Here is a 13323-nt window from a genome sequence, read left to right as displayed (position 1 = left end):
GTTATGAGAGTACTAATAATTGAAGATGAAAAGCCTTCGGCAAGACGCTTGCAACGAATGTTGTCTAAGCTTGATGTAGATGTTGAGGTTCTATTGCACTCTGTAAATCAGTCAATAGAGTGGTTTTTAGAAAATCCGGAACCCGATTTAATTTTTTAGATGTGCAATTAAGCGACGGACTTTCTTTTGAAATTTTTGATGAGGTTTCTGTAAACAGCGCAATAATTTTTACCACTGCTTACGATGAATATGCCATTAAAGCTTTTAAATTAAACAGCATTGATTATTTATTGAAACCGATAGATGAAGATGAATTAAAAAATGCAGTCGAAAAATTTAAGAAAAATAACAATTTAGATCAGCAGTTTACAGAGCAGATTTCAAACCTTCAGCAATTAATTTCTGAAAAAAATAATACACAAAATTTTAAAAAACGTTTTGTAACTAAAATAGGTTCGCACTTAAAAATGGTTCCTGTAGAAGAAATAGCCTGTTTTTTTAGCGAAAATAAAGGAACGTATTTACAAACCTTAGACAATAGAAATTATTTACTCGATACGAGTTTAGAAAGTCTGGAAAGCGAATTAAATCCTGATTTATTTTTTAGAGTAAGCCGTCAATTTTTTGTAAATATCAATTACATAGAAGACATTCTGGCTTACAGCAACAGTCGCTTAAAACTTCTATTAAAAAGCAATGAGCAAGAAATTATTGTAAGCCGAGAGCGCGTAAAAGAGTTTAAAAATTGGTTAGCAAATTAAGGCTTTTCAATTCTATTTTCATTAAAAGCAGAAGGTAATAACTGCGGAATAAATTTAATGAGAATGGGTAATAAAACGCTTCCGCCGGGTAAAATGAAAATAGCTAAAGAAGGCACCGATTTGCAAATGTCTAACAACTGATTTTTAACCTTCTGTTTTTCGGTTTCATTTAAATCGGTTTTGCTAGATTTATGTAAAAGAATAACCAACTCTCTACTTTCATTTAACTCTTGTAGTAAGCGTTTTTTGTTTCTAAGAATTAAAACACTCACCATTCGGTTGGTATTATTGTAAAAGTGTTTTACCGCGTTGCTATAACTAAAATAGGAAATTTCACCTTTATGTTTTTTCAAAAAAGCAACCATATATTTTATGCTAACTAGCAATTTGTCGTTAGGAAATAAAAGTTCTTTATTTAATTTTTTTAAAAAAAGGAACTCATTTTTTTCTAACTCTTCATCACTATAAACACTAATGCACGATAAATCTAGCAGGTAATTTTTTTCAAACTGATGTTGCAGTACCGAAAAATTTAACTCTTCAAAATCTAAATATTGTTGATCTATAGCTGTATAGCGTAAGGAATTTTGAAGCAGTTTTAAAATCAATTTTTCATATTTACTTTGAATTCCTTTTTCTTGAAAAGCTAAATAAATAGTATTGGTTAACAGCCCTTCTAATTCTTGACTGTATGAAAAAGGATTTTTTGAAGTTGATAAAAAATGCTGAAAAGCGAGTACATCTATAAATAATAGTGCATTGGTAATTATGTTACTAAAATTTTTTTGAAATACAGATTTATTAGTCTGAATTCTATGATGAAGAATTTTTTCTAATTTTTCTTCTGCTGAATTTTTAAAGAATGAAATTTTAAAAAAAGACTTATTTTGTTTCTCTAATTTTTTATAAAAATCAATTATCGTGTTTATACAATCTTCTTTAGAAGCATCAGTTTTTTCTTTCGTATATATATAGACTAAACTATCAAAAAGATTAATTTTTGTAAGCTCCTCTGTAGTCCAGTCTAGTTCAACTTGTCTATTTTTATAAGTGAATGTAGTTACACTGTTAGCATACAAAAATCCGGTTTCACGCAATTGTCCGTAAAAATTCTCCTCAGATATATGCTCTTTCGCAAAATCTATAGAAACAGGAAAATGCTTATTAATCCATCCGGAAGCTGAAGGGTTCATGAAAAAAAATTAAAAATTCTACGTGTAAAAGTACATACTTAAAACCAAATCTAGAATTGTTTCGTAAATCTTGTTGATTGGGAAGCGTTAAAAATTGCTATGAATTAGATTAACGCCGACAACAGTTTTTTAAAGTTTTTTGTTAGTTGTTAAAAAGCCTGTCCAAAGTATTTTGAACAGGCTTTTTTAATGTTTTACTTTCTTAAAGTTAATTTAAGAAACAGTACCAAGTGTATAGAGTTGTTCCATTGTTGGTGTTTTACTTCCGCCTTTAGGCTCTAATGTAATTCCAAATGCTTGAGAAGCATTGGCATTTTCTAAGATAAATATTTTATTATCATCTTCTTGAAAGTTAGATAACAATCCAATACTTGTTGGCGTAAGTGGTTTTAGGGTTAACGACCAAACTTGATATTCTTTTCCCGGTGGAGGCGTAGGTAAATCTTTGGCATCTATATAAACCTTATTAGATTTTTTATCCCAATGAACTTCGGCATAAGCTTCTGGAGCTACTTTTTGTCCTCCTAAGGGAATTTTCACGATATTTCTGTCGCGATAAACATTTAGTAGTTCTTTTGCTTTTTCGGCATCATCACGAGCATTTTCAATTTCTTGTTCAACTAATGCATTTTTAGTTTGAACTGAATTTAACGTGTCTCGAAGTTCGCGATTTTTATTTAAAACACTAAACAAACCAATTAACAATAAAATACTTGCTGCCCAACCAATGTAAAGTACAATTTTGGTTTTGCTGCTTCTTCTGTCGCGATCAATAGGAATTGTGTTTGTTGAACTGTTTATTTTCTCCTGAATTTTTTGAAGTAAAGCATCAGGATTGTATGGGGCAACAGCAGTAGATAAATGCTCTAGTGCAGTTTCTATTTCCTCAACCTCTTTCACTATTTCAGGATGTTTTTTCAGTTCAGCACTAACGGCTTTACTTTCTTCTTCAGAAAGAGCTCCGCAAATGTAAAGTTCTAAAACTCCAGAATCTATGTATTGCTGAATATTTGTCATGGTACTAAAATTTCCCTAAGCTTTTTTATACAATTTCTATTTCTTGTCTTTAAGGTTCCCAAAGGCATATCTAATTCTTTTGATGCGTCTGCCTGTGTAAATCCTTTAAAATACAGTAAATCAATAATTTTTTTACAAACCGGCTTTAAAACTTCAATATATTTTTTAATGCCGATAGCGTCGGTTTTTTTAGAAAAGTTACTTTTCTCTTCCAGAATATCTACGAAAAAATCTGCCGTTAAGTTTTTACGTTTGTTTTTATAGCTTTTAGATCGTGTTGCATCTATAGAGGCATTTCTAGCAATATTAAGAAGCCATGTGAAAAATCTTCCTTTTGATGAATCGTAGGCGTGGGCGTTGTCCCAAACTTTTATAAATACATCTTGAAGAATTTCTTCTGCAATTGTTCTTTCATTTACTATGCTGTAAATAATACCGAAAGTACTTTCTGAGTAACGCTCATAAATGCGCTCAAAAGCTTTAGGATTTTTCTGTTGCAATTCAGCAATTAGACCATCTGGTTGCATATAGATTTGTTAGTGTTAGCTTATAAATGTAGTAAAAATTATGAAGAAAAAGAAAAGATCGCTGAAGAGCGATCTTTTTTATATTATTCTAATAGAATAAAATATTACTTTTCTAGGGTAATATTTCTTTCAACTGGGTTAAATGGACTGTCAACTCTCTTTCCATCAGCATCCAATAACTCTAACATAATTTCGTTTTTACCCATTGGTAAACCTTCAATTACGTAAGGAGCCCATTCATCTATCATAAATTCTTCTCCATTAATATATACCCTTACCTTATGATTGGTTAAATCTGTATTCACCAAAAAGAAGTCTAACATAACTTTCTTGGTGTCTTCTCCTTTATAAGTTCCTTTTGGTCTACTGTAAAACATATGTGGAGCTGAAAAATCAACATCCATTTTTTGATTTTCAGTAGGATTACCTACAGACATTTTTTGAAGTACATAAGAATTTGGGTTTTTTACCGACTCGTGATAAGATCTAGATAAAAAAGCCAATACAATGTGATCCCCTTGTGTTAAATCTTTACTGAAGGAATCTTCGTAATGAGCAGAATAAGGAGCGTTATCTAATATAAAATGAACATGCTGTCCTTTGTCAGATTCAGCTAAACCTAAGTCCATATCGGTTTTAGTTTTAGCAGCTAAATCGTAATTCTCTACATCAAAAGCAAAAGTCACTTCTCCAGCAGGGACTTTCATCGTGTTAGGAAGTGTCATTTCTAGAGAAGCATCGTCAAACTTAGGAGAACCTTCTAATTTAGTAAGAGTAATAGAGGCTTTTTCCTCCATTTTTTTATCATCCATTTCTTTGCTTTCTTCCGATTTCATTTCGGTTTCAGCATCTTTGTTTTCGTCTTTTTTTGCATCATTCTTACATGATGTAACCATTATCATAGTTGATATGGCTAAAAAAAGTGTAATCTTTTTCATAGTTGATATATTTTGTTAGTGAATTGTAAAAGTACGGGCAAGTAAATAAAATGCAAATAAATTATAGAAAGCTTAACAAAATAACTGCGAACTTTTACCCAGTAACGATTGCCAATTTTTTGGGTAGAATATGAGCTTCTACTTTTTTAATTGCTTTACAATATTCACCATCAATTTGAAAATCTATCGGTTTTTTTGTTTTTACAATTACTTTTTTTACGGCAATAATTTCTACAAAATCTGATGAGAGTTTTGCGCCTTCATTTAAGGTTTTTAAAATTTCAATAACATCAAATTTTTTGAAGATTAAAATTTCAAAAATCCCGTCATCTATTTTTCCATTAGGGTTTACGGTTGCGCCGGTTCCAAACTTTTTGCTATTGGCAAAGGCAAGCATAATGGCTTTACGTTCTAGTGTTTCTTTTTCAGTTTCAATAGAAAAATCAAATGGGCCTTCATTTTGAAATAAGGTGGGAATGCTATTTAGTGCGTAGCCGAGTTTCCCTCTAAAATTGCTTCCTTCAAATTCTTTTATCAATTCGGCATTTAGTCCAAAATCACTAATATGTAAACTCAATTGCCCATTGATAGAAACCGCATCAATTTCACTAATTTTCTTGCCAAGTGCTACTTTTATAAAATCTTTCTGTTCTTCAGGTAAGTTTAAATCTTTTGCCAATCCGTTTGCAGAACCTGCCGGTAAAATACCGATACTAATTTTATGATCTTCCATAGCTTCTGCTGCTAACTTTACAGTTCCGTCACCGCCGGCAACTAAAATTCGCTCATAATTTTTATCGGCTAATTTTTTCTGAATTTTTTCAACGTCATCGTTACCACTGGTTTTATAGATTGTTAAATTATCATTTTTTTGAAGCTGTTTTTTAACGCCTCTCAATAATTCAGCTTTATTTTGATCTCCACTAACGGGATTTATAATCATAAAAATTTCCATACTCCAATAAAAATATTACTTTGCTAAAAGTATTTAATTTGCTTGAGGTAGAGCGTTATTATTTCCTTAATTTATTATATGAAATTAGCCATAAAAACGTATCGCGGTTACGCTAACGAACGAGAAATAGTAGTTATGGGGCATGTGTTTAGAAAACACGCGCCAGATGTTTTTGATCTTGATAAACGCTGGTATAAACACGCATGGGCAGTTATACGAATGTTTACTATTAAAACCTTAGGAAATAAAGAAGTGACCTTTAATTTTAACGGGAAAAAAGTAACTACAAAAACCTTAGACGATGGTCATTTTAGAATGACAATTCCTTATGAGGAAGAAATAAAAAGTGGTTGGCATAAATTTGAAGTTGAAGCAAGTGTAGATCATGAAAATGTAAAAGCTAAGGGAGAGTTCATAAAACCATTTGCCGGAGAATATGCAGTTATTTCTGATATAGATGATACTTTTTTAATATCGCATAGTGGAAATTTTTTCAAAAAAATGTATGTACTTCTAACTAAAAATATTGATAAGCGTCATGTTTTTGAAGAAGTTGTAGAACACTATCGGTTTTTAAACCAGTTAAACCGAAAAAAAGAACACGAAAGCAATGCCTTTTTTTATGTAAGTAGTAGTGAATGGAATTTGTACAATTTTATTATTCAATTTACCAAATTACATGATTTACCGAAAGCTGTTTTAAAATTGAAAGATATAAAAACAGGAGTGGCAGATTTTCTTTTTACAGGTGGAGGAGATCATAACCATAAATTCTATAAAATAAAGCATTTAGTTGAATTTTACCCTGAGCTTCGCTTCATTTTACTAGGAGACGATTCGCAAAAAGATGCGAAAATTTATGAAGAAATATGCAAGACATTTCCCGAGAATATTAGCACAGTATATATTAGACAAACAAAATCATCTAAAAAAGATCATATTATAAAAAGAATGGAAAATATTGAAAGTATGGATGTGAAAACCTGCTATTTTTCAAGTAGTAAAGAAGCTCAAGCGCACACAAAAAAATACTTGGTGTAAATTTTATCTAAAAACAGAGGATGGAAAAGTGACTACACTTTCATGACCATTTTTCCCGACAGCAGCGACACCAAAAAAGTAATTATCAATTACAATTCCTTCAAGCGTAAAATGATTAATATTCCCTACAAAACGGTAATTATCCCAAGTAGGTGAAGTGGTTTTTCGCCAATATATTTTATAGCCCGCAATATTTTTATTATCAACTTTCTCCCATTTTAATTTAGCTGAAGGCTCTACAATACCACCAATCCTTACATTTTTAGGAGCTGGTGGAGCCCAAGCAAGTGAAGCTAAATTTATAGCATTTACCGCAGTTAATTTTTTTGCATAGTCAAAATTTACGCCTTCAATTACATCGCCGTATTTTATTCCGTTTTCTTGTCGAATATCTTGATGCTGGCGATTATAATTTTCATGCGCTTCCATAATTCTAATTCCGGCAAAACCTAAATCATTAAAAGGTTTATGATGGCCGCCACGCCCAAAACGATCTAATCTGTAAATAAGCATGGGGTTCATTTCTGGCATATAGGTTTTTGTGGTTTTGTAAACATACCGCGCTAGTTGACGCGAAATTCCGTCAACTTCGCCGCCGTAATATCTTCGCATGGTCTGTTCTCTTTCACTTTCTGTGGGATCTACCGGTTCAGAAAATATTCTAAAACTTCTATTATCTATAACACCATCAACCCCCTCAATATTTCCAATCATATCATTATTAAAAACCCCGATGATATTCCAGTTGTTGTCTTTAGCATATTCGGCTAAAAACTTTCCGCCAAATAAACCTTGTTCTTCACCAGAAAGTCCCACATACACAATGCTGTTTTTAAATGAATAATTGCTTAAAACCCTAGCTGCTTCAATAGTTCCAGCCATTCCGCTAGCATTATCATTTGCTCCCGGAGCATCGGTAGTAAAATCCATTGTATTACTGGCACGAGAATCAATATCGCCACTCATCATAACGTAATTGTTAGGGTTTTCGCTTCCCCGTTGTATGGCTACTACATTTACTACATAGGCCTTTTTAGGAATTCTATCGCCATCTTCAGGTGTTACTAATTTTTTCTGATAAAAAACCTCTAGACAACCTCCACAATTTTTTGATATATTTTCAAATTCAGTTTTAATCCAACGCCTTGCAGCTCCAATTCCTCTTGTGTTTGAAAGGGTGTCGCTAAATGTATTTCTTGTTCCAAAATTGACTAAAGTTTGAATAGAGTTTTCTAGTTGATCTGCAGAAACTTCATCAATTATATCGTAAAGACGTTGATCTGTATTTTGTGCTGATAAGATTTGACAACATATTATCAGTGATAAAATAAGTAAAGCAGTATTGAGAATTCTCATAATTTATTGTTGATCTGTTGAATTTTTTTGAGGTGGAAATTCGTTATTTTGAATTTGAACACGTGATTTCGATAGATGATTTCCATCTTCTAAATCGGCAATAAAACTAACTAGTTCTTCCCGTAGTTCGCAATGTAAATCCCAAGTAGAAGAGGCATCTTTAGAGCTACATAAGCATCTTATTTTAATGGCTTTTTCTGTAGTATCTACTACTTGTACAACTGGAGGATGGTCTTCATCCCAATTATCTTTATCTTCTAAAAGTTCATTAAATTTTTCGCGTATCTTTTTTACATCAATTCTATAATCGGCATATAAAATGATAGGTCTGATTTGGTGCGCACTTGTCATTGACCAATTTTCGAAAGTATTAGAAATAATATATTTTAACGGAACAACTAATCGGCGCCAATCCCAAGTTCTTACCACCATATATGTAAACCTGATGTCTTCTACATAGCCCCAGTCTTCGTCAATTATTATGGTGTCACCAATTCTTGCGGGTTTTGTAATGGCTATTTGTATTCCGGCTATAATATTTCCTAAGGTGCTTTGCGCTGCAATACCTAAAATAACGGTTGCTACTCCGGCAGAAGCGATAAGAGAAATACCTAATTTTTCTAAAGATCTAAATTGCGAGAGAATAACTGAAGCTCCAATAATGATAACAACAAAAGTTAAAATTCTTCTTGCTACTGAAATATAGGTAAGCATTCTACGCGCTTCAGAATTCTCTTCGTCAGTAGTATCGCCAATTTTATTTTCGGCTACGTACATCATAAAATAATCGATCAATCTCATAAAAAACCAAGTGATCGATCCAATTACTACAATCAATAAAACTGCATAAAGTGCACTGGCAAAAGCGCCGGCAAAAGAAATAAGTTTGTTGAGTAAGATATAAAAACTGAGTACGCCAATTGCAATTCCGGCTGGTGCTGCCAAACGATTTGCGATATGATGCAACCACATTTTTTCTGATTTCAGGAAAAGTTTGCGTAAGATGAAAATGGTCAACTTACCAATAAAATAGCATAAAAGCATGAGAACAAAAGCACCTACAAATTTCCAAATGGGCATGCTCCAAAACTTAATTCTAGCCCAGTCAGGCATCATTCTGTCTAATTCTCGAGGACCATAGGTAGCATATAATGCATCAATATTTTCTACGGTATTAGAAGAAATCAGCCAAAAAGCACCAAATTCTTTATATTTTACACGTTGTAAACGCAAAATAACATCTCTTCCTTCTAGATCTACTGCGCCAAAAACAACACTTCTTCTAGGTTTCCCGGCTACAGCTTTGTTGGTTGTGGTGCTAATATCGATCTGTCCGTCGGGTCTATCAGATAAATCATCCCAATTAATGCGTACACGTTGATTGATAACAAAATAAAGCTTTTTAGCTAAAAGTGCCGCTTCTTTTTCTTGAATGCTATTTGGTAATAAATTCAGATTTAATGCGTAGCTAGCTTCTTTAAAATTATTATTTCGTGCGTTAATAATAAAATGTTCTAGTGTTGCTTGTGGCGATTGTAAATTAAATTCATTTGGCGGTAAACCAATAGATTTATTTAAGCGGTCTAAAACATAATAAGCTTCTTTATATTCTCGAATTGCATTTGCTCGATATTCCCCGCCTTGAATAACCGGATCTTTAGAAGGTAATTTTGTATTTGCTTTAGTATTACTAGAATCTTGCTGTTGTTGATAGGTTTCATAACCTAATACATTGTGTTGTAGGAACAAAAAGAATACTAAACTGAATATTTTATAGTAGTTTTTTTTCATAAAATTCAATTTACATTGATTTTTTTGTAGAATATATTAGTGTTTTGTTAAAAATATATTGCTGTAAAAAAATAAACTAAAAAAACATAGGATTACGCAACCTAAACCGTTAATTCTTATCTACTAAGTAAATCAACTATTTATGAAAAAATATTTCAGCTTACTTTTTCTCTGTTTATTATTTTTCAATTCTTGTTATTATGGTGGAAATGATGATGATTTCACTTCAGAACCAGCGACAAGTTCTTTTGAACCAGTAATTTCTTCTCGAGAAAATTTTGAATCAAGTATAAATTTAATTGACTCTAAACCGGTTTTATCGTCTGGAAAAATTTATGTTCAGGGAGATTATTTGTTTATCAATGAACCCAAAAGTGGTTTTCATGTTATAGATAATTCTAATCCTGAAAGTCCTAATCCCGTAGCATTTTTAAGTATTCCGCTAGCTACAGATTTAGCAATTAGAGGCAATGTAATTTACGTCCACCATGCCGTAGATTTAGTTGCACTTCAATACAATCCTGTAGCTAATGCTGTAGAGGTTTTACACCGTGAAAAAAATGTTTTTCCACAGTTAAAATCGCCAGATGGTTACAGCGCTTCTTATTTCGGAGTTCAAGAAAATGAAATAATTGTTGACTACAGCTTTAAAAACTAATCTTATGAAAAAACTGATATACTTTTTTTTAGCGATTATAATTATCGCTTGTAGCGCAGATAATTCTGATGGCGGTAACAGTCCCAATGAAATAGCGGTTGATGGACAGGGTGGAAGTCTTGCGCGTTTTACTTTAAATGGTGATTATTTGTACACGGTAGATGAAGAGTCGCTCAATATTTTTAATATTTCCGATACGCGAGAACCTGTTTATAAAGGTGACGTGCATATAGGTTTTGAAATAGAAACTTTATTTTCTTTGGAAGATAAATTATATGTAGGAAGCAGATTAGGAATGTATATTTATGATATTTCTTCAAGAGAAAATCCCTTACTTTTATCCGAAGTTCAACATTTAAGAAGTTGTGATCCTGTAGTTTCTTCCGGAGATTATACCTACGTAACTTTGCATACAAATGCTAGTTGTGAAGGAGATTTAAATCAATTAGAGATTTACAACACCGAAAATGAACTAGAACCTATTTTATTAACGACCATAGAAATGAATCGCCCTATAGGCTTGGGTTTATATGAAAATTATTTATTGGTGGCCGATGAAGGAGTTGTGCGAATTTTAGATGTTACAGAACCACAATTTCCTGATTTAATTGGTGGAATTCCTGTAGATGGATTTGATGTTATTATTCGTCAAAATCATTTATTTGTAATAGGCGAAAGCAGTATTTGGCAGTATCAGTTAAATCCTGAAGCTATTTTAGAATATACTGAATTAAGTCAATTGGAATTTTAGATATTTATTTATGAAATAATAAAAAAGCCGCATTTTATAACGCGGCTTTTTTTACTCAAAAAATAAATTAACCTAACTTAAAAACAATATTTATTTTCTGAAGTCAATTTTTCAGCAATCGTGTTTCTTAATTCAACAACGTTTGGCTGATTTTGATATTTTGTAAAACGTTTAAGTCCCATCAGCATCATGCGTTGCTCGTCGCCTGTTGCAAACGAAACAATGCCTTCTTTTGCTTTTTGGTTTACTTTATCTACCGCGTGATATAAATATAATTTTGCCATCGCGATTTGCTCTTTTTGTTGATCTTCACCAAAGCGTTTCGCATTTTTTTCAGCTCTTAAAATTCCTGATTCTGCCATATAAACTTCAATAAGAATATCGGCTGAAGCTAATAATAGCTGCTGATGTTCTTCTAAATCCGGTCCAAATTTCTGTACAGCACTTCCGGCAGTCATTAAGAATACTTTTTTCAACTTTGCCACCATTTCTTTTTCTTCAGCAAATAATTCAGAATAATCCGGTTTATCCATGGAAGGAATTCCGGTAAGTTCATCTGCTACAGCTTGCGCCGGACCTAACAAATCTACGTGCCCTTTCATGGCTTTTTTAACCAACATTCCTACCGCAAGCATTCGGTTAATTTCGTTAGTTCCTTCGTAAATTCTAGAAATACGCGCATCTCGCCAAGCCGATTCCATTGGTGTGTCAGCAGAGAATCCCATTCCACCGAAAACTTGAATTCCTTCATCGGTACAATTCTGAATATCTTCTGAACACGCTACTTTTAAGATAGAACATTCTATAGCATATTCTTCGACCCCTTTTAATTCTGCTTCTGCATGCGAACTTCCGTTATCTTGACGAATTTGAATTCGATCTTCAATATCTTTTGCCGCACGATAAGATGCTGCTTCGCCAACATACGCTGAAGTTGCCATTTCAGCTAATTTATATTTGATGGCACCAAATTTTGCAATCGGTGTATCAAATTGAACACGATCGTTCGCATATTTTACAGCACTATTAGTTACTCTACGTTGCGCATCCAGACAAGCGGCAGCTAATTTTATACGACCAACATTTAAAGCATTCATCGCAATTTTAAATCCGTTACCTCGTTCTGACAACATATTTTCTACCGGCACTTTTGTTTCATTGAAAAAAACCTGTCGAGTAGAGGAGGAGTGAATTCCTAGCTTTTTCTCTTCTTCACCAAAAGACATTCCATTCGGATTTTCTTTATCATATTCTACAATGAATCCGGTAATATTTTTATCATCCTCAATTCTTGCAAAAACGATGAAGATGTCAGCAAAACCAGCATTAGATATCCACATTTTTTGCCCACTGATGCTATAATGTTTTCCATCGTCAGAAAGTACAGCTTTTGTTTTTCCTGAATTAGCGTCACTTCCAGCTCCCGGTTCAGTTAAGCAATACGCGCCAAACCATTCGCCAGTTGCCAATTTTGGAACATATTTTTTCTTTTGTTCTTCGGTTCCGTAAAGTGTAATTGGCATTGTTCCAATTCCGGTATGCGCTCCAAACGCAGTCGCTATAGAGCCTGTAGCACCAGAAATATAATCGCAAACCAGCATTGTCGAGACAAACCCCATTCCGAGTCCGTCATATTCCTCTGGAACTGCAACACCAAGAAAGCCAAGCTCTCCGGCTTTTTCCATGATTTCTTCGGTTAATTTATAGTTCTTTTTTTCGAACTCTTCTTTATTCGGCCAAATCTCGCGATCTACAAATTCTTTAACCGAATCACGCATCATTTTTTGCTCCTCGTTAAAATCTTCTGGAGTAAATATATCTTCACACTTTGTTTGCTTCACCAAAAATTGGCCACCACGAAGTTTGTCTTTTGTATTGCTCATAATTGTTTCTTTTGCGAAAGAATAGAGAAGAAAGAATAAAGAAAATAGATTTTACAGATTATTCTGAAAACCCATTGTCATTTTTTGAAACTCCTCTATTTTAATTTCTACTTTTTTTAATGTTTTATCGTCAATATAATCTCTATGTTTTGCTACTAATAGTTGTGTGCCTAATTCGAATGAAGAACCTAGAGAAATATCTAAAAAATGTTTAAATGATTTATCAGTTCTAGCTGAACCTTCAGCAATATTACTTGGAATTGAAACTGAACATCTACTTATTTGAGAATTTAAATTATAAATTTCGTGTTTAGGAAAACTCAATAATACATCAGAAACATCATTAGCAATTTCTAATCCGAGTTTCCATATTTTAAGATTTTATAATTGTGTCTTTTTCTCATCTACATTCTCTTAAATTTTTTATCTTATCTCTAGTTTCTTGATTCTCT

The 13323-nt window shown here is 32.8% G+C and carries 12 protein-coding genes and 1 pseudogene; 4 read left to right on the top strand and 9 right to left on the bottom strand.

What is annotated here, in order from left to right; translation table 11 throughout:
* Positions 1-3: 3 nt before the first annotated feature.
* Positions 4-761: pseudogene (locus D9R05_RS03180) on the top strand (LytR/AlgR family response regulator transcription factor).
* Here the strand turns inward: D9R05_RS03180 and D9R05_RS03175 are convergent.
* The 5 genes from D9R05_RS03175 to D9R05_RS03155 all read right to left on the bottom strand — a co-directional run bounded on the left by D9R05_RS03175 (position 758) and on the right by D9R05_RS03155 (position 5391).
* Positions 758-1954 carry an LETM1-related biofilm-associated protein gene (locus tag D9R05_RS03175; protein WP_121665754.1) on the bottom strand — a complete coding sequence of 399 codons (1197 nt, stop codon included), beginning with the start codon at positions 1952-1954 and terminating at the stop codon, positions 758-760. The pseudogene D9R05_RS03180 and the gene D9R05_RS03175 overlap by 4 nt on opposite strands.
* Positions 1955-2167: 213 nt before the next feature.
* Positions 2168-2971 carry an anti-sigma factor gene (locus D9R05_RS03170; RefSeq protein ID WP_121665753.1) on the bottom strand — a complete coding sequence of 268 codons (804 nt, stop codon included), beginning with the start codon at positions 2969-2971 and terminating at the stop codon, positions 2168-2170.
* Positions 2968-3498 (bottom strand): RNA polymerase sigma factor, encoded by a 531-nt coding sequence (locus D9R05_RS03165; protein WP_121665752.1) that lies wholly within the window; start codon positions 3496-3498, stop codon positions 2968-2970. Before D9R05_RS03165 ends, D9R05_RS03170 begins: the two co-directional genes overlap by 4 nt.
* Positions 3499-3602: 104 nt before the next feature.
* A complete protein-coding gene (locus D9R05_RS03160; RefSeq protein ID WP_121665751.1) occupies positions 3603-4436 on the bottom strand; it encodes a hypothetical protein in 834 nt (277 codons plus the stop codon).
* Between the two features lie 94 nt (positions 4437-4530).
* Positions 4531-5391 (bottom strand): diacylglycerol/lipid kinase family protein, encoded by an 861-nt coding sequence (locus tag D9R05_RS03155; RefSeq protein WP_121665750.1) that lies wholly within the window; start codon positions 5389-5391, stop codon positions 4531-4533.
* 78 nt (positions 5392-5469) lie between these two features.
* Between D9R05_RS03155 and D9R05_RS03150 the strand changes: the two genes are divergently transcribed.
* The gene (locus tag D9R05_RS03150) at positions 5470-6432 is read left to right on the top strand and encodes an App1 family protein (RefSeq protein WP_121665749.1); all 963 of its coding nucleotides are present in this window, start codon (positions 5470-5472) and stop codon (positions 6430-6432) included.
* Positions 6433-6435: 3 nt separating this feature from the next.
* Here the strand turns inward: D9R05_RS03150 and D9R05_RS03145 are convergent, their stop codons facing one another.
* Both D9R05_RS03145 and D9R05_RS03140 read right to left on the bottom strand, forming a co-directional pair.
* Complete coding sequence (locus D9R05_RS03145; protein WP_121665748.1) at positions 6436-7788, bottom strand: M28 family peptidase; 1353 nt, start codon at positions 7786-7788, stop codon at positions 6436-6438.
* 3 nt (positions 7789-7791) lie between these two features.
* A complete protein-coding gene (locus D9R05_RS03140; protein ID WP_121665747.1) occupies positions 7792-9579 on the bottom strand; it encodes a mechanosensitive ion channel family protein in 1788 nt (595 codons plus the stop codon).
* A gap of 142 nt (positions 9580-9721) precedes the next feature.
* Between D9R05_RS03140 and D9R05_RS03135 the strand changes: the two genes are divergently transcribed.
* Both D9R05_RS03135 and D9R05_RS03130 read left to right on the top strand, forming a co-directional pair.
* Positions 9722-10237, top strand: coding sequence for a hypothetical protein (locus D9R05_RS03135; protein WP_121665746.1), 516 nt, complete (start codon positions 9722-9724; stop codon positions 10235-10237).
* 4 nt (positions 10238-10241) lie between these two features.
* Positions 10242-10988 (top strand): LVIVD repeat-containing protein, encoded by a 747-nt coding sequence (locus tag D9R05_RS03130; protein WP_121665745.1) that lies wholly within the window; start codon positions 10242-10244, stop codon positions 10986-10988.
* A 77-nt stretch (positions 10989-11065) separates the two neighbouring features.
* Here the strand turns inward: D9R05_RS03130 and D9R05_RS03125 are convergent, their stop codons facing one another.
* Positions 11066-12871 carry an acyl-CoA dehydrogenase family protein gene (locus D9R05_RS03125; RefSeq protein WP_121665744.1) on the bottom strand — a complete coding sequence of 602 codons (1806 nt, stop codon included), beginning with the start codon at positions 12869-12871 and terminating at the stop codon, positions 11066-11068.
* 51 nt (positions 12872-12922) lie between these two features.
* A complete protein-coding gene (locus tag D9R05_RS03120) occupies positions 12923-13195 on the bottom strand; it encodes a four helix bundle protein (RefSeq protein WP_317124590.1) in 273 nt (90 codons plus the stop codon).
* Positions 13196-13323: the final 128 nt, after the last annotated feature.

The organism is Mesonia aquimarina, assembly GCF_003667275.1.
Taxonomy (GTDB): Bacteria; Bacteroidota; Bacteroidia; order Flavobacteriales; family Flavobacteriaceae; genus Mesonia; species Mesonia aquimarina.
Note: the sequence above shows the minus strand (reverse complement) of the source record. Positions and strands in the feature narration are given on the sequence as shown.